Raw genomic sequence first — 18838 nt, 5'->3', positions numbered from 1 at the left:
TATCCCTACTCTCCACATACTCTTTTTAACATTTCAGTGTAAGCTTCTTTTACATTTCCAAGATCTCTTCTAAATCTATCCTTATCAAGCTTTTCATTGGTTTCTGCATCCCAAAATCTACAAGTATCTGGGGATATTTCATCTGCAAGAACTATTTCCCCATCCTTTGTTTTCCCAAATTCAAGTTTAAAGTCTATAAGTTTAATATTTTGCTTTATAAAGAAATCTTTCAATATGTTATTAATATTTGAAGTCATTACATATATAGCTTGAAGTTCATCAAAAGTTGTAGCCCCAATTGCCACTGCATGATAATCGTTTATTAACGGATCTCCTAATTCATCATTTTTATAGCTAAGTTCAAAAACTGTAGTATTTAATCTATAGCCTTCTTCAAGTCCTAGTCTTTTTGCCATACTTCCAGCTGCCACGTTTCTCACTATAACCTCAAGAGGTATGATATCCACCTTTTTACAAAGCTGCTCTCTGTCACTTAATTTCTTTATAAAGTGAGTCTTAACTCCCTTGCTTTCAAGAAGATTAAAAATTGCAGAAGTTATTGTATTGTTAAAAACGCCTTTGTCTTCAATTTGTCCTTTTTTCTCTCCATTAAAAGCTGTTGCATCGTCTTTATAATATATAACAACTTTATCGCTATCCTCTGTACTATATACCTTTTTTGCTTTTCCTTCATAAATCATGTTTAATTTTTCCATTATAATTCCACTCCTTCATTATTTTCATTTATAAATTTTTCTTTCATTGTTTTTCTATACTCTACTAAAGCTTCTTTTAAATCTGGATACTTAAGAGATAACATTTGTACCGCAAGCATTCCAGCATTATAACTATTATTTATTCCAACAGTGCCTACTGGTATGGATTTGGGCATCTGAACTATAGATAAAAGAGCATCTAATCCATTAATAGCCGCATTAATTGGTACTCCTATAACTGGCAGCGTTGTATGAGAAGCTATTACTCCAGGCAAATGCGCAGCAAGGCCTGCTCCTGCTATAATACATTCACAGCCATCTTTTTCAGCTTGTTTTAAAACCTCTGCAAGTTTTTCTGGTACTCTATGAGCAGAAAGCACAAAGGCTTTATAATCAATGTTAAATTCCTTTAATGCTGTTGCTGCTCCCTTCATAACGTCTGTATCTGACTTACTTCCAAATATAATTGCAACCTTCATAAAAACGCCTCCTTAGTTGGTTTTAAATTGTTATTTAAAATAGTCAACTCCTGCTTTAAATAACTTCTGATCTTTATCTCCTGGTATATTTTTATATAGCCATTCCCCAACTCTTTCGCTGTGGGCCATTTTACCAAATACTCTTCCATCTGGACTTGTTATACCTTCTACACCATAGAAAGAACCATTTGGATTATCTCCTACATATTGGGTAGCTACTTGTCCATTTTTAATTAATGTCTTTATTTCATCCTCACTACAAACAAATCTTCCTTCTCCATGAGATATTGGTATAGTATGGATGTCACCAATTCCTACATTGTTTAACCATGGTGAAATCTTTGATACTACCTTTGTACTTACCATAGAAGATATATGTCTTCCTATGCTATTGTAAGTAAGTGTTGGGCTGGTTTCATCTAAATCTCTTATTTCTCCATAAGGTACTAGTCCAAGCTTTATAAGTGCCTGGAAGCCGTTGCATATGCCAAGCATTAAACCATATCTTTTATTTAAAAGTTCCATAACTGCATACTTTACTCTTTCATTTCTAAATACTGCTGCTATGAACTTTCCTGAACCATCTGGTTCATCACCTGCACTGAATCCTCCTGGAAGCATAATAATTTGTGAATTATTTATTTTTTTAACCATTTCATCTATGGATTCTTCAATGTCTTTAGATGATAAATTTCTAAATATAAAGCTATCTACTACTCCCCCTGCTCTTTCAAAGGCCCTTTGAGAGTCATATTCACAGTTTGTACCTGGGAATGCTGGAATAAATATTCTTGGTTTAGCAACTTTAATTACAGGTGTTTTTATATTTTTATTATTAAAGCTTATATTTTCTAGAACTTGGCTATAGTCTTCAGCTTTTGTAGGGAAAACTGCTTCTAATGGCTTTTCATATGCCTTATATGCTTCTTCTAAACTTATTGTTTCATTGCAAACTTCAATTACTTCATTTTCCTTTGTATATCCTAATAATTTAAATTGAGCTTCACCAAAAACTTCTTCTAAATTATCTATCTCATTTAATTCTAAAATGATTGAACCATAATCTGGTTTAAACAATTCTTCAAATTCTATATCTTTCTCAAAAGTCATTCCTATTTTATTTCCAAAGCACATTTTACTAATAGCTTCTGAAACTCCACCACCTTTTACTGAAAAGGCTGATAAAACTCTATTAGATTTTATAAGTTCTGTTATCTTGTTAAAGTTTTTCTTTAAAGCTTCAAAATCAGGAATTTCTTCATTATCTCTTACAGCAGATACTAAAACTACCTTGCTGTTTGCTCTTTTAAATTCAGATGATACAATATCAGAAGCCTTATTTGTTGCAACTGCAAATGCTACTACCGTTGGAGGGACACTTAAATCCTTAAATGTTCCAGACATACTGTCTTTACCTCCAATTGCAGGTATTTCAAATTCTCTTTGTGCATGCAATGCACCTAAAAGTGCTGCTAAAGGTTTTCCCCATTTTTCTGATTCCTTACCAAGCTTTTCAAAGTATTCTTGAAGGGATAATCTTATCTTTGAGTAATCTCCACCCATAGCTACCATTTTAGTTACGGCTTCAACGATTGAATATATAGCTCCATGATATGGACTCCACTTTCCTATTTCAGGATTATATCCATAAGTCATCATAGACACTGTATTTGTTTCTCCATTAAGCACTGGTATCTTTGCTACCATACCTTCTGCAGGTGTTGCCTGATATCTTCCACCAAAAGGCATAATAACTGTACCTGTTCCTATAGTGCTGTCAAATCTTCCACCCATTCCTTTTTGGGAACATACATTAAGCTTCTGTAAATTAGAAAGCCAAGCTTCCTTAATACTTAATTTATTTTGAGCTTCTTTATTAAAGTAATTTTCTTTTATAGAAGGAGCTTTTATAACTGCTTCTGTAGTTTGTTTAACTCCATTGGTATTTAAGAAGTCTCTACTTACATTTACAATGTCTTTTCCTCTCCAGGTCATTTTAAGTCTGTTGCTGTCTGTTACTTCAGCAACCACTGTAGCTTCAACATTTTCATCTATTGCTAAATTTATAAGCTTTTCTACATCTTCTTTAGCTACAACCACAGCCATACGCTCCTGTGATTCTGATATAGCAAGCTCTGTTCCATCTAATCCATCGTATTTTTTAGGAACTAAATCTAAATTTATATCAAGTCCATCTGTAAGCTCTCCTATAGCTACTGAAACTCCACCAGCTCCAAAGTCATTACATCTTTTAATCATTTTGCTTACTTTAGGATTTCTAAATAATCTTTGTATCTTTCTCTCAGTTACTGCATTTCCTTTTTGTACCTCAGCACCACAATTTAAAATTGATTCTTCATCATGTTCCTTTGAAGAACCTGTAGCACCACCTAAGCCATCTCTTCCTGTTCTTCCACCAATTAAAACTACTATGTCCCCGCACTTAGGTTCTTCTCTTACTACATTTTCCTTTGGTGCCGCAGCTATTACTGCTCCTACTTCCATTCTTTTAGCTACAAAGCCTTCATCGTATAATTCAGAAACTTGGCCAGTTGCAAGACCAATTTGATTTCCATAAGAACTATAGCCTTGAGCTGCCCCAATTGTTATCTTTCTTTGAGCAATTTTCCCTGGAAGAGTATCAGAAACCTTTGTTCTAGGATCTCCACTTCCTGTGACTCTCATAGCTTGATAAACATATGCTCTTCCAGATAGCGGATCTCTTATAGCTCCTCCAAGACAAGTAGCTGCTCCTCCAAAAGGTTCAATTTCTGTAGGATGATTATGAGTTTCATTTTTAAACATTAAAAGCCACTTTTCATCATTGCCATTCACATCTACATCAATTTCTATGCTGCAGGCATTGATTTCATCTGAAACATCTAAATCTTCTAATAAACCTTTCTTTTTAAGTTCTTTCATTGCTATAACAGCAATGTCCATAAGACATACATCTTTCTTTTTATCTTCATAAACATATTCTCTAGCTTTTAAGTACTCCTCATAAGATCTTACAATAGGTTCAGTAAAAATTCCCTTTTCTATCTGTATATCTTCTATGGAGGTCATAAAGGTTGTATGTCTACAGTGATCTGACCAATAAGTATCAATAACCTTAAGCTCAGTCAACGTTGGATTTCTCTTTTCAGTTTCTTTAAAGTATTCTTTACAAAAGCATAAATCCTCAAAGCTCATAGCTAAATTAAATTTATTTAAAAATGTATTTAGTTGTTCTTTATCATAATCTATAAAGCCTTCTAAGATTATTACATCCTCTGGTATTTTACTCTCATTATAAATACCATTTGGTTTTTCAAAAGAAGCTTCTCTAGAATCTACAGGGTTTATACAGTAATTTTTTATCTTAGCAAAATCTTCTTCGCTTATTTCTCCATCTATTATTATGACTTTTGCAGAAGCTACTTCTGCTACTTCACCCTCTGTTAAGATTTGTATACATTGACAAGCTGAATCTGATCTTTGGTCATATTGCCCAGGCAAGTATTCCATTGCAAAAATTTTGCTGTTTTCTTTAACTGGTAATTCTTCCTCATAAATTTTATCTACAGTTTTCTCTGAAAATATTAAATCCTTTGCCTTTTCATACGTACTTTTTAAAACACCATCTATATCATACCTATTTACAAGCCTTAATCCTGGAACTTGAGTCATTCCAAGGTTATCCCTTAAATCATTTAACAAATGCTTTGCCTCAACATCAAAACCAGGCTTTTTCTCTACATAAAGTCTTATAACATTATTTTTCATATTTGACTTCTCCTTATTTTTATTTAAAAAAATAATCCACCTCAAGCTTTTAGGTAAGCCCAAGATAGATTTTTAAAGATGCCAAATACACTACATAAAATGTAGTTAAAAATCTGGACTTACCCATAGCCTGAAAATTTACGGTCTTCTAGTAGAAACTCTCGAACCTTATTATCGAGATTATATGGGTAACTAATATTTAATTATCTTATACTTATAGTAACACTTAATAAGTTATTTTTCAATACATTTTATTATTTTTTTATATAATCATTCGTATTATTCTAGATATTTTATTTTATTTATATTTTAATGTTCGTATTTTTGAATAAATCCTATGAAAATATTAAGGTCTTACATTCAATTTAAAATGTAAGACCTTAAATCATGAACTTTTTACCTCAATATTATTAATCTATTATTTCCTTTACTTCTATACATCCAAAACCTTGTGAATTTTTCAAACCTAATCCTGTATCATAAGCAATTTGTAAAAGTTCTGGAGAGCCTTCTATTAAAAATTCTCCATTCCATCCCTTTATTATGTGACCTTGATAATTAATAGAACTAGACTTAGGTTTTTTAGTTTCCAATACATTTATTTTGAACTCATTATGTTCAGGCTTATATCCATAAATTGCTTTATATTTATTAATTAGGTTTTCTTTTAAAATTTCTTGAAATTCATCTTCATAAGGACTATAGTATAAGGTTTTCCTTCTTTTGTCATTCTCTAATGTTTTATATGCAACTATAGGTGATTTTGTATATATTGTTTCAGAACTTCCAAGCTGAGCATGAAAATTTTCGATTTTCTTTATTTTTATATCATTCCAGCCTATTTTAAAATTAGGATTTTTTAAAACTCTATTTATAAGATAGTTTAAAAATGTATAATCTGGACTAGATACCGTAAAATTAGCCCTATCAAAATAAGTTATGGTACTATTTTCTTTGTCCATCTCAAACTTTCCAAAAAGCTTTGAAAAGGTAAAAAGCTTGTAACTTCTATTTTTATACTCATACCTTTTATCATGAATTAAAGTTTCATATCCCTCTTTACCCATACAATTTAATATCATCTCATGCAAAATGTAATTGTAGTCAATTGGTACTGTTAGTTCGTCGTTAAAACTCATCTCAATATTTGCTCTCATTTTCCATATCCCCTTTGTGCCATAAATTTTCTTGCGTCTTTTCCATATAATGTATTCGACGCATGTAAAATATTTCCTTTTGCGCATATAATATTTTTTTGAATTTTGTTAAAAATATTAACTTAAAAAAACAGGTAGTTTTTCCCCACCTGTTTATTTTATTCATTAATTTTAAAAATGTGCATAAAATTTAAAAAAAATATTAATTTTCGCTAGAAATATGTTTAGAAACATTTATAAGTATATAGGCTAAAACATATACTACAAAGTTTAATGTACCAAAAAGCATTGCAAATTTTAAGGATTTAGCATTTAAGTGATGGATAAACATATTTATTATATTTATGGGCTTTAATATTAAATCCCAACTATTCCATCTTAAAAATCTTCCTAAATATATAGCATATCCACTTATAAAACTTATAACTACAACAGTTATCCAAGAAACTAATTTATTATATTTCTTTTTAATAAGACTTTGTATTATATAAAGAGATATTACTCCAAGGCTTAATCCTATAAAAACTCCTAATGATATAGATAAAAAATCATACCATATTGTTATATTATCACTAAAAAAATACATACTCTCATTAGTTGTTGTATAAGGCTTATAGTTAGGATTTATAACCATATAGGAATTCCCACTTATATGAATAAAGTCTGTAATTATATAAAAACAATTAGGTAAAAATAGTACCCAAAGTACTGCACACAAAATCATCAAAAATTTAGATGTTCCCTTTTTATTTGAGTTATTTTTAAGGAAAAATAAAGATAATTCAAAGGGTATCCAGCACAGTGTTATGTTCCATATCATATAAAATTCCTTAAATCTCCCTTTTCCTATAATCCATATAAAGTACATAAGGCTTATTACCATGAATCCATTTCTTAATTTTCCCCAGGTATCCTTTGTTTTTTTAACTTTTTTCATTTAAAGTAACTCCCCAATTTAAATTTTACATTGCTATTATATTTTTATAATTTTGCGAATGATTTATCTTTAGCAATTTGCCTTCCCCATGTTAAGTTTTAAAAACCTCCAGCTCCTCCACCTCCTGAAGCACCACCGCTTCCTGATGAAAATCCTCCTCCAGCACCTGATCCTGGAACGGTGCTTTGAAGTGCTGAGTTTAAAGAGCTATTAAAGTTATTTCCCGATGTGCTATTAGCTAAATAATACCATGCAAAAAATCCTGTGCTATATGAAGTTTTTTGAGTTTTAATTTTGAAGTTTTCCACATGTCTATGATTTAAACCCATTACTATGAAATAAGGTAAATAGTTTTCAAACAAATATATATCTCCTGCTTCATCCTTTTTCTTAACCCTTTTAAACAAATGTTGCCACTTAGTATATTCCTCATATCCAAGGTCACTTTTACGGTAAAACAAGGTTAAACCCGTTATTAAACTTATAATTGAAATTATCATTAAAAGCACTCCAGCCATAGCTTCATTTACTAATGCAGCTATGCTTACTCCTAAGAATATAAATGAAGTAACCATTACTGGTGTTCCATATTTTTTTCCTCCTTTATCTATATAATTATTTTCGTCAAATTTATCTTTTACTATATTTTCCCATTTTTTAAACTGTTCTGCAAACTCATTTTTATGGCTTTCTGCATATTCTTTTAACTTTTTTGTAGTTATGCAGTTATTAGCTGATATTTCCCCAAATATCCAATTCATAAAGAAAACTTCATGTTTTTCTAATTCTTCAGTATTTTCTTTTATTCTTTGCATTAAATAATCCTTTGTCTTTTCATCGACTTCTCCTATTTCGTTAACTTCTATATATCCCTTTTTATTTAAATCTAAGAGAGTTGCAAGTATACTTTTAAAATCTAAAGTATTGTAGTACAATATGCTAAGCATTGCTGGAGTGGAAATTTTAGGAGAAATATTATAATCCCTTGATAAATCAATTTTATTTCTCTTTAATTTATTAAATATATAAAATAGAGCAGCTAATATAGCTATTGAAAGTATTAGTGATATATTATTAAAAGTATTTTTTAAAGTATTCTTTCTTTCTAATTTCTTTTTTATATTTTCTGCAGACTTTAATTCTTCTTGTAAAATTTTATTGTAGCCCTTTTCATTTTTAGTCTTAGGATATAACTTCTTATCTAAAAACTCTCTTGGAAATAAAATTCTTCCACTTATCGAGGTTTTTTTAGGCACATTTTTAACATTTAAATTTACTGTATTGTTATTTACAAACTTTACAGTTCCGTTTAAAGGACCATGAGCAAATATCTTAACTTTATCCTTATCAAAATTATATAAAAATCCTATGTTTACATTAAAATTTTCTATAGGAGTTTCATTTTCATTGCCCAAAAAGTTATAATAAAGTTCTGCTGTATCATTGTATCTAGTAGAAACCTTTGACATCATATAAACCAAATTAAAAGTTTTTTGTTCTTTAGATTTAGAAGGAGAAAATATCTTTATTTCAGCTGTATCTTTTTTAATGTCCACAGTATATACATTTTTATCTCCTTTAGATGCCTTATCCACTTTTTTATATTCTATATCCTTATAGGGAGTTTTTTCATATATTCTTAAATTACTTATTCCTTCTGTTCCTGTAAGCACTATACTTCTATATACACCATTAAACTTATCATTAAATTTAAAGGTTATATATTCATTTATATTTATCGAACCATCTTCCATTACACTAGAGTTTACATTCCAGTTAGAAATAATTATTTTTTCCTCTGCTTTTACAGTACTTTTACCAAAAATTAAAGTAATTATCATTATAAACATACAAAGACTTAATTGATATTTTCTTAAATTTTTCATAATTTACCTCCTTTTAACTAATAATTTTATTTTATATCAGTTGAATTATTAAATCTACATAAGCTTAATTTATTTAATAAAATTTATTAGGACAAACACTTGTGTTTTATGAGCACATATAATATAATTTTAAAAATATACTTTTGTTTGAATTCATTTATTATTTAATATTATATAAAAAAAGGGGGCAGTTTAAATGAATGACATTAAAAAGATATTAGTTGTAGATAATATCGATCCAATGGGGCTTGAACTTTTAAAGAAAGAGAAGGATTTTCAATTAGATATAAAAATTGGTATAGAAAGACAGGAACTTTTAAATATAATTGAAAATTATCATGCTCTTATGATCAGAAGTGATACTAAAGTTGATAGCGAACTTATGGATAAAGCTGTTAATCTTAAGATTGTAGGAAGAGCTGGTAATGGAGTTGATAATATAGATATACCAGAAGCTACAAAGCGTGGCATAATTGTAGCAAATACTCCTGATAGTAATAGTATTTCAGCTTGTGAACTTGCTATATCACTATTACTTGCTCAAAGCAGAAATGTATGCAGCGCTGATAAGTTTTTAAAGGACGGCAATTGGGATAGAGATAGTTTTATGGGAAATGAGCTATATAACAAGACCCTTGGTATAATAGGTCTTGGAAGAATTGGTGCTTTAGTTGCTACTCGCATGCATTCATTTGGTATGAAAATAGTTTCATATGACCCTTATATTTCTGATGAAAGATTTAAAAGATATAATGCAAAAAGAATGGAAACTTTAGATGAGCTTTTAATGCAATCTGACTACATCACCATCCACACTCCACGTACAGAAGAAACAATTGGAATTATCGGTGAAAGAGAACTAGGAATAATGAAAGATGGAGTTAGACTTGTAAATGCAGCTAGAGGAAAACTTATGGATGAAAAAGCACTTCTTATAGGACTTGAAAGTGGCAAAATTGCAAGTGTGGGCTTAGATGTACATGACAAAGAACCTAGATACAGCTCCCCTCTTTATCAATTTGAAAATGTAGTTGTAACTCCTCATATTGGAGCAACTACTGTAGAAGCACAGCAAAATGTTGGAATTACCATAGCTGAACAGGTTATCAATGGACTTAAAGGTGGAATTGTTCCTAATGCAGTAAACCTTCCTGTTATACACAGAGATGAGTTAAAGGAAATAACTCCTTATATAGATTTGATGGAAAATCTAGGTAAAATATACTATCAGCTTCATAAAGCCCCTATTGAATTAGTGGAAATAAACTACTGTGGAGAAATAGGAGTTCAAGATACTGAAATTGTAACTATAGCCTTTTTAAAGGGACTTTTAGAGCCTGTTATGAAGGATAAGATTAACTATATAAATTCAAGAGTAACAGCTAAGGATAGTGGAATTGCAGTTAATGTTAATAATACACCTGAAGCTTATGATGGATATTCAAATTTAATTACTGTAGAAATTAGAAGCAATAGAGGCTTTACTTTTACTCTTGCAGGTACAATTTCAACTAAGGGAGAAGGAAAACTAGTTGAAATTGCTGGCTATGAAGTAGATGTAAAACCTACAGAACATATGTTATTTATACAAAACAAAGATGTGCCAGGAGTAATCGGCCAAGTTGGAACCTTTATTGGAGATCAAGATATAAATGTAGCTACTATGCAGGTTGGAAGAAAGCTTAAAGGCGACAAGGCCCTTATGATACTTACAATCGATGAAAGAATACCTAAAGATGCCTTAAACGAACTTGAAAACATTCCTGATATAATATGGGCAAAAAATATAAATCTATAATATCAGTTAATAATTAAGTAAACATCTCAGTATAACTGAGATGTGCTTATTTATAACGAAATTATAAATTTCTATAAATCATGCATAGAAAAAGTTATTATTTATTATCTAAAATAGAAGTGAGGTGAATTTAATTTGTTTAATCTTAACCCTATGGGATATGCAGCTTGCTTAGGAGAAAAAAGTATATATGATACTCTTGATTTTGCAATTAAAAACGGCTTTAATGCAGTAGAAATAAATATGAATGTTCCAATGTTTTTTCCTGAAAATTATTCTAAAGAGGAAAGACTTAATATTAAAAATTATACTTCACATAAAGGTATAGTTTTAACATTACACGCTCCTGAAGATATTTCCCTACTTCAGCTTCAAGAAGATATTAGAGCGGCTGTAATAAGTCGATTTAAGACCATAATTCAATTTGGAATAGATATTGGTGCAAAGAATTTAACTTTACATGTTGGTCCTTCTGTATGCTTTACTTTAACAGATAGGAAAAGCTATATGGAGGAGTCTTACGAAAATGAATATAGAAATATTTTAAAAACTAACTTAAAAGAAATTATAGATTTTGCTGGAAATAAAATTAAAATATGCGTAGAAAACTCAGGAAGATTTCCTAAAAAAGTTGTTCAAGAAACTATTCAAGAACTCTTAGCTAATGATAATTTATACTTAACTTGGGATATAGGTCATTCCCTTGAAAATAAGTATAAGGAAATTGAATTTTTCGTAAAAAATATAGATAAAATACGTACTTGCCACATTCATGATAACAATGGCAAAAGCGACCATCAAATTCCGGGCACGGGGCTCATTGATTTTAACTGGCATTTTGACCTTATGAAAGATAAGCCTATAATTTATATTATAGAAGTAAGGCCTAGGGAAAAGGCAGCTGAAAGCCTAAAGGCGTTATCTCGGATACTAGAAAAATGAGTAACCACTATATAAAAAAGAGCCTTTCGGCTCTATTTTTTTGCTAGTCCCCTTACAGGCTTATTGATATTTGTGTCTGATTCCCATGTAAATATATTTGGTGATTTTGAATCATTATTTTTTAATACTATTATTTTTAAACTTTGTGGTTGAAACTATATTATTATCTTTAATATCAAGATATTCAATTTCTACCATATCCTCTTCTTTAGTTAAGACAATATCAACTCCAGCAGACTTGTTAACCATATAAATATTTTCTGATTCTGCAAGCTTAACATAAAAAATAGTGTTCCCATTCTCAGTTACAGCGTTTATTCTTGAAACTTTTCCTATGATATTCTTTTTGTCAGCTTTTATGCTGTTTGCATTTTTATTAGTTGCATCATTTATTTTTCCATAAGCAATGGCATTCTTAAAAGATTCAATAGCTAAGGCCTTATTGTCTTCTAATACTACATAACTGTTTTGTGCTGCAACTATAGCTACCTTTACTAGTGCTCCGTCAGTCTTATTTACTACAGGAACCACCCAGGCCTCATAGCCAAATAGGTTATAAAATAATGGCTGTACAGGAGCCCAATTTGCTTTATTAGCTCCAAGAGTCTTGTCCACAGCATTCATAGCACCCTTTCCGTTCATATAGCCAGCTGTTTTGTAGTAAGTCATGTTTCCTGTTCTCATGTCCATAAGTGTGTACCCTGTCATGGTAGTTGAATTACTTGATGTATTAGTGTGATCAGTAAACCACTTCATTTTTCCATTACTATCTACAACTCCTGATACTTCATAAGAATTAACTTTAAGTCCACCTATACTTGTATCTCCACTCCACTCTGTCGGAATATGTACTCCCTCTTTTGCAAAAAATTTATTTATCAATCCCTTAGCAAGAGTACCAAAATAACCGTTATAGACTTCAGCAACGTCCGAAGGATATATTTCTTCTACCCATGAAGGCACTTTATCTTTGCTGTAATCTGTAATCTTTCCATCCTTAAAATCTAAAAGTACAGCACCATCAACTATAGGTCCCCTACGACCATACTTGTAATGACCATAGGTACCTACATAGTAAGGACTACCTGAGTCATCAAGCTCAACATTTGCCTGAAAAAGTATCGCTTCAGGTTTAGCCTTACGTAAGCTTCTTTCAATATCATGCCCAAATACCAAAGATTTAGCATAACCTACTGGCATATTTATAATTTTTGCTTCTGCCTGCTTTTCAGCTGAAACATAGATTACCCCTGGTATCTCTTTACTCTTAAAGGCTCTAAAAATGCTATCAAATTCTATTGGAGCTACATATGAAACTCCATCCTTTGTCATTGTAATACCAATTTCCCCAATTTCATAAGCACTAGGATTAGGAAGTGTCCCTATCATTTTCTGCATCTCATAATATGCAGTTTCTGGTGAAATAACAATAACATGTTCTGCATTAATTTGAGAAACCTTTTTTGCACTTTCCTCTACAGGAACCATTTGGGCAAGTTTTTTTGCCCCGCCCGTTATATATGGAACCTGATTATATCCAATACTGAGAATCATGACTACAATCAAAAATATTCCAACAAAGCCTGAAGCTTTTGTATTCTCTTTATCCTTCTTACCCTTATTTACTGCCTCTGAAATGACATAAAATAATAGCTGAACAATTGCTGGCAGCCAAAGCATAGATAAAACAAAGGAAAGAGTATGGTCAAACTTAAAGATATAGAAAACCAAAAATGAAATTATACCTCCAATAATTCCTCTTCCTATCTGTTCAGATAAATCTTCTTTTTTAATACTAGGTTTTAAAAACAATAAAATAACTAATAAATAATACATTTTATCCCCCTACATAATTTTGTCAATAGATTTATTATAGGTTATTTTATATTGCTCTTCAAATGATTTATATAAAAAAATAAAATCCAGCTAAATAAATTAGCTAGATTTTATAAAATATATCTTAAGTAAAAGCCCCTTTTTATCTATTATCATTTCATCTAAATCTATAGATTAGTGATTGAATACTACATATCATGCCCCAAGATATGCACTTTTTACGCTTTCATCATTTAAAAGCTCTGAAGCGTCTCCTTCCATTTCTACATATCCATTTTGTATTACATAAGCTCTATGAGCTATTTTAAGTGCCATAGAAGCATTTTGTTCTACAAGTAAAACTGTAGTGCCACTTTTATTTATATCCTCTATTATTGAAAATATTTGCTTAACTACTAAAGGTGCAAGCCCCATGGAAGGTTCATCTAAAAGAAGAAGCTTAGGTCTTGACATAAGAGCACGCCCTATAGCAAGCATCTGCTGTTCCCCTCCTGATAAAGTTCCTGCCATTTGGTTTTTACGTTCTAATAATCTTGGAAAGGTTTCAAATATTTTCTCATAATCCTTTTTTATCTCTGCCTTATCTTTTCTTGAAAACGCCCCCATTTCCAAGTTCTCCATAATTGACATGTTAGCAAATATTCTTCTTCCTTCTGGCACATGAGCCATTCCAAGACTTACCATGTTACTTGCATTAACTTTGTTTAAGTCTTTTCCATCAAATATAACTTTCCCCACTTTAGGTTTTAGAACTCCAGAAATCGTCTTAAGAGTTGTAGTTTTCCCAGCCCCATTTGCACCTATTAAAGTAACAATTTCTCCCTCATTTACTTTTAAACTTATACCTTTTAAAGCATGAACAGCTCCATAATATACATTAACATCAATCATTTCTAACATGCTTCATCCTCACCTCCAAGATATGCCTTAATAACTGCAGGGTTATGTCTTATTTCTTCTGGTGTTCCATTTGCAATAAGTTTTCCGTAATCAAGCACATAAAGTCTATGACATACAGACATTACAAGTGACATATCATGCTCTATTAAAATTATAGTAATATCAAATTTATCTCTAATCCATCTTATAAGTTCCATAAGTTCATGTGTTTCATTTGGGTTCATTCCTGCTGCTGGTTCATCAAGAAGTAAAATCTTTGGATTTGAAGCAAGAGCTCTTGCTATTTCTAGTCTTCTTTGTTCTCCATAAGATAAGTTCTTGGAGAGTTCTTCTCTTTTCCCATCAAGACCCAAAATTTTTAGAAGTTCCATAACTTTTTTATCTGCATTTTCTTCTTCTTTATAATAAGAAGGAGCTCTAAATAAAGAGGAAATTGCTTTATATTTAATATTTTTATGAAATCCTACTCTAACATTTTCCTCAACTGTCATTTCACTAAAAAGTCTTATATTTTGAAATGTTCTACCTATTCCCGATGCAGCTATTTCATGAGGTTTCATTTTTTTAGGATGAACTTCTTTATCAAAATTATAGATTATTTCACCCTCTGTTGGGGTATATATGCCTGTAAGCAAATTAAAAAATGTGGTTTTACCTGCTCCATTAGGTCCAATAAGACCAATTATTTCTCCTTGCTTTATTTTCATATTTACATTACTTACTGCTTTTACTCCACCAAAGGACATTGAAATATTATTTACTGTGAGCACTGACATTTTGAATACCTCCTCTCTTAAATAACCTAAATTTATAATTACCCATAATTCCTTGTGGTCTATAAACCATTATTAAGAAAAGTATAACTGAGTATATAACCATTCTTAGTTCAGGGAATCCTTGAAGTAAAAGAGATATTACAGAAAGTGCTATAGCTCCAACTACTGAACCCATAATGCTTCCCATACCTCCAAATACTACTATTACTAGGATATCAATAGATTTCATAAATCCAAAAGCATCTGGTTTTATAAAATAAAAATATCCTGAATATAACGCTCCTGCAATTCCTGCAAAGAAAGCCCCAACACCAAAAGCAAGTACCTTATAAAATGTGGTATTAACCCCCATAGATTCTGTTGCAATTTCATCTTCACGAATAGCAATACAAGCTCTTCCACTCTTTGAATTAATAAAGTTTTTTATTAAAATTATAGTGAGTGTAACCATGGCAAACATCCATGTCCAATCTGTATATTGTGGTATATCATTTAGCCCACTAGCACCACCTAAATATTCATTATTAAGAATTATTATTCTAACTATTTCTCCAAATCCTAATGTTGCTATAGCAAGGTAATCCCCTTTTAATCTTAATGTAGGGATTCCTATTGCAATTCCTGCAATTGCTGCAATTACCGCACCTGCAAGTATTCCTGCTCCAAATGGTAAACTGAATTTAGCTGTAACTACAGCTGAAGCATATGCGCCAATAGACATAAACGCTGCATGTCCTAGTGAAAATTGTCCTGTAAAACCTGTGATAAGATTTAAACTTACAGCAAGTATTATATTAATACCTATTACTATTAAATTAAGCAAAATGTAAGAATCAATAATGCCAGTACTTATTAATATTTGCCCTAATAAATATAGGAGAAGTACGAAAACCGCTGCTGCTATATTATTTTTATTAAATACCTTCATACTATCCCCTCCTATACCTTTTCTTTTATATTTTTACCTAAAAGTCCATTAGGTTTTACTAAAAGTATTATGATTAATACTGCAAATGCTACAGCATCCTTATATAAGGATCCACCATTAGCACTAACTATAGTTTCTGTCATTCCAAGTAAATATCCACCTAAAACCGCTCCTGGTATAATTCCTATTCCTCCTATTACCGCAGCTACGAAAGCTTTAAGTCCAGGTAGAACACCCATTAAAGGATTTATTGAGTTATAATATACTCCAACAAGTACACCAGCAACTCCTGCTAGTGCAGAACCAAGTGCAAAAGTAAAGGATATTGTTTTATCAATACTTATTCCCATATACTGTGCTGCTTCTTTATCCATAGAAACAGCTCTCATGGCTTTACCCATCTTTGTTTTGTGAATTATATATTGAAGAGCTATCATAAGTATAATAGTAACCGCTACTATATATATATCTGTAGTATTAAGTACTACTTCTCCATTGAACAGTTTTATAGTTTTACTTGCAAGCTCTTCTGGGAAAGTTCTAGTCTCCGCCTTAACAAAATACATTGTTCCATATTCTATAAATAATGAAACTGCTATAGCAGTTATTAGTGCAGCAATTCTAGTAGAATTTCTAATAGGTTTGTATGCCACTTTTTCTACTATAATCCCTATAACCGCACAAGAAATCATTGATATAATGATTGCTGGTATAAAACCAACATGGAAAAATGTTGTAACTGCAAAACCTATATATGCTCCTAGCATGTATATATCACCATGAGCAAAATTTATAAGATTTATGATACCATAAACCATTGTATATCCTAATGCAATCAATGCATATATACTCCCAAGTGAAAGTCCATTAACTAACTGCTGTAAACTTTGTTCCATCTTTATCACTTCCTTTTAAAAATATATTAGAGAGCACAAAGCTTTTATTTAATTTCATATTCTATTCTTTGTACTCTCTAACCCTAGCTAATCTTATAGTTTATTTATTATTGTGGATCTAGCTTCTTTAAGAAAGTCTGTTCTCCATTCTTCATTTCAAGAATTGTTATTGATTTTACTGGGTTATGATTTTCATCTATAGAAAACTTACCTGTAATTCCTTTAAAATCTTTAGTAGCTGCCATAGCTTCTTTAACTTTAACAGCATTAGCTTCTCCAGCTCTCTTTACAGAATCTGCGAAGAAATATCCTAAATCATATCCAAGAGCATTAAATCCATTAGGTTCCCTATTATATTTAGCTTTAAATGCCTTTTGGAAATTTACAACTTCAGCTGAAGTGTCCTTTGAAGAATAATGATTTGTAAAATAAACTCCGTTTAGTGCAGTCTTTCCAGCAAGTTCTACAAGCTTTGGTGACTCATAACCATCTCCTCCAACTATTGGAACAGTAATTCCAAGATCCCTAGCTTGTTTTACTATCAAACCTACTTCTTCATAATAGCCTGGAAGATATATTACATCAGGATTTGACCCCTTAATTTTTGTAAGTACTGCTTTAAAGTCTGTTTCTTTTGCTTGATAAGCCTGTTCAGTTACAATTTTTCCACCATGTTTTTCAAAGGTTTCTTTAAAGTTTTTTGAAAGACCTTTACTATAGTCACTAGTGGTATCTACAAGAACAGCTGCATTCTTTTTACCTAAATCCTTAGCTGCAAAGTCAGCTCCTATAACTCCTTGGAAGGAATCGCTAAAGCAAGTTTTAAATATAAATTCTCTTACTTTACCATTACTATCTACGGTAACATCATCTGCTGTAGCAGAAGCTGATACTAATGGAACTTTGTTTTGTACAGCAATTGGTGCTGCTGCCTTTGTATTACCAGAAGTTGCAGGTCCAAGTATTGCCACAACTTTATCTCTAGTTGCAAGCTTAGTTGCAACGTTAGCAGCTTCAGCAGTTTCAGACTTATTATCTACCTTTACAACCTCAATTTGCTTTCCTAAAACTCCTCCTGCTTTATTAATTTCCTCAATTGCAAATTCAACACCTTCACTTAGACTTTGGCCATATGTAGCCACATTTCCAGATAATTCGTAGTTAAGTCCTACCTTTACCGTCTTAGCATCGGCACTAGATGATGTCTGCGAACTTTTTCCGCATCCTACTAATGCTCCAGTTGTACAAAGTACTGCTAGTAATAATGATAATTTCTTTTTCATAAAAATTGCCCCCTTTATTTTTTAAATAGCCCCCTATTTAAGGTTATTGATTATAAAAAAAACGCCTCTACATATGCTAAGCATATGTAGAGGCGATATTTACGCTGTACCACTCTACTTCACTACTCTATTTAAAGAATAGTCTTTTTCAGGTTCTTCTAAACCTTGGCCTTTTAACGCAGCCCCGCGGTATAATCTACTTAATTTCAACTATACAACTCAGAAGTGAGTATTGCTATCCAGTTAACCCGGTTCTCAGCTTATCCGGTTCTCTGTAATTAACGTGATGATAGTTTTGTCTTCGTCATAATTTTTAAAATATATATTCTATTTCGAACTAACTTAACATTCTTGATTTGTTATTAAAGATATTATCACGTTCTTGTACATGTGTCAACGTGTCGAAAACATTTACATAAAAATTTTTTTTAAAAATATAAAATCTAATTTTATGATACAACATTTAGCATTTAACCAAGTTATTGAAAAAAATTTTATTCCTGTTATGTGATATAATAGTTATTGTCATTTTAATA

The 18838-nt window shown here is 31.1% G+C and carries 14 protein-coding genes and 1 riboswitch; of the genes, 2 read left to right on the top strand and 12 right to left on the bottom strand.

Annotation, left to right across the window (positions count from 1 at the left end):
• Positions 1-5: 5 nt before the first annotated feature.
• From purC to CRN98_RS05405, 6 genes are all read right to left on the bottom strand, one after another.
• Positions 6-716: a phosphoribosylaminoimidazolesuccinocarboxamide synthase gene (purC, locus tag CRN98_RS05430; protein ID WP_097026401.1), complete on the bottom strand. Its 711-nt coding sequence runs from the start codon at positions 714-716 to the stop codon at positions 6-8.
• A complete protein-coding gene (gene purE, locus CRN98_RS05425) occupies positions 716-1195 on the bottom strand; it encodes a 5-(carboxyamino)imidazole ribonucleotide mutase (protein WP_097026400.1) in 480 nt (159 codons plus the stop codon). Before purE ends, purC begins: the two co-directional genes overlap by 1 nt.
• A gap of 30 nt (positions 1196-1225) precedes the next feature.
• Positions 1226-4963, bottom strand: a complete 3738-nt coding sequence (locus tag CRN98_RS05420; protein WP_097026399.1) for a phosphoribosylformylglycinamidine synthase — start codon at positions 4961-4963, stop codon at positions 1226-1228.
• Between the two features lie 106 nt (positions 4964-5069).
• A riboswitch (purine riboswitch) is annotated at positions 5070-5171 on the bottom strand.
• Positions 5172-5373: 202 nt separating this feature from the next.
• Entirely contained in the window at positions 5374-6120 is a 747-nt protein-coding gene (gene cas6 / locus CRN98_RS05415; protein WP_179631939.1) for a CRISPR-associated endoribonuclease Cas6, read from the bottom strand.
• A gap of 202 nt (positions 6121-6322) precedes the next feature.
• Positions 6323-7057, bottom strand: coding sequence for a DUF1361 domain-containing protein (locus CRN98_RS05410; protein WP_097026397.1), 735 nt, complete (start codon positions 7055-7057; stop codon positions 6323-6325).
• A 98-nt stretch (positions 7058-7155) separates the two neighbouring features.
• Complete coding sequence (locus CRN98_RS05405) at positions 7156-8943, bottom strand: DUF2207 domain-containing protein (RefSeq protein WP_097026396.1); 1788 nt, start codon at positions 8941-8943, stop codon at positions 7156-7158.
• A 196-nt stretch (positions 8944-9139) separates the two neighbouring features.
• Here CRN98_RS05405 and serA point away from each other — a divergent pair, with 196 nt between their 5' ends.
• Together serA and CRN98_RS05395 are read left to right on the top strand one after the other, a co-directional pair.
• The gene (serA, locus tag CRN98_RS05400) at positions 9140-10741 is read left to right on the top strand and encodes a phosphoglycerate dehydrogenase (protein WP_097026395.1); all 1602 of its coding nucleotides are present in this window, start codon (positions 9140-9142) and stop codon (positions 10739-10741) included.
• 135 nt (positions 10742-10876) lie between these two features.
• The gene (locus CRN98_RS05395) at positions 10877-11683 is read left to right on the top strand and encodes a sugar phosphate isomerase/epimerase family protein (protein ID WP_242960837.1); all 807 of its coding nucleotides are present in this window, start codon (positions 10877-10879) and stop codon (positions 11681-11683) included.
• A 114-nt stretch (positions 11684-11797) separates the two neighbouring features.
• Here the strand turns inward: CRN98_RS05395 and CRN98_RS05390 are convergent, their stop codons facing one another.
• The 6 genes from CRN98_RS05390 to CRN98_RS05365 all read right to left on the bottom strand — a co-directional run bounded on the left by CRN98_RS05390 (position 11798) and on the right by CRN98_RS05365 (position 18302).
• Positions 11798-13519: a hypothetical protein gene (locus tag CRN98_RS05390; protein ID WP_097026394.1), complete on the bottom strand. Its 1722-nt coding sequence runs from the start codon at positions 13517-13519 to the stop codon at positions 11798-11800.
• A gap of 195 nt (positions 13520-13714) precedes the next feature.
• Entirely contained in the window at positions 13715-14419 is a 705-nt protein-coding gene (locus CRN98_RS05385; RefSeq protein WP_097026393.1) for an ABC transporter ATP-binding protein, read from the bottom strand.
• Positions 14413-15195, bottom strand: coding sequence for an ABC transporter ATP-binding protein (locus CRN98_RS05380; RefSeq protein WP_097026392.1), 783 nt, complete (start codon positions 15193-15195; stop codon positions 14413-14415). Before CRN98_RS05380 ends, CRN98_RS05385 begins: the two co-directional genes overlap by 7 nt.
• Positions 15173-16123, bottom strand: a complete 951-nt coding sequence (locus CRN98_RS05375) for a branched-chain amino acid ABC transporter permease (protein ID WP_097026391.1) — start codon at positions 16121-16123, stop codon at positions 15173-15175. Before CRN98_RS05375 ends, CRN98_RS05380 begins: the two co-directional genes overlap by 23 nt.
• Positions 16124-16134: 11 nt before the next feature.
• Positions 16135-17019, bottom strand: a complete 885-nt coding sequence (locus tag CRN98_RS05370) for a branched-chain amino acid ABC transporter permease (RefSeq protein ID WP_097026390.1) — start codon at positions 17017-17019, stop codon at positions 16135-16137.
• Positions 17020-17126: 107 nt separating this feature from the next.
• Entirely contained in the window at positions 17127-18302 is a 1176-nt protein-coding gene (locus CRN98_RS05365; RefSeq protein WP_097026389.1) for an ABC transporter substrate-binding protein, read from the bottom strand.
• Positions 18303-18838: the final 536 nt, after the last annotated feature.

Origin of the sequence: Clostridium peptidivorans, assembly GCF_900205925.1 — a bacterium.
In the GTDB taxonomy this organism is placed as follows: Bacteria; Bacillota; Clostridia; order Clostridiales; family Clostridiaceae; genus Clostridium_AK; species Clostridium_AK peptidivorans.
This window is presented reverse-complemented; position numbering and strand designations above follow the sequence as displayed.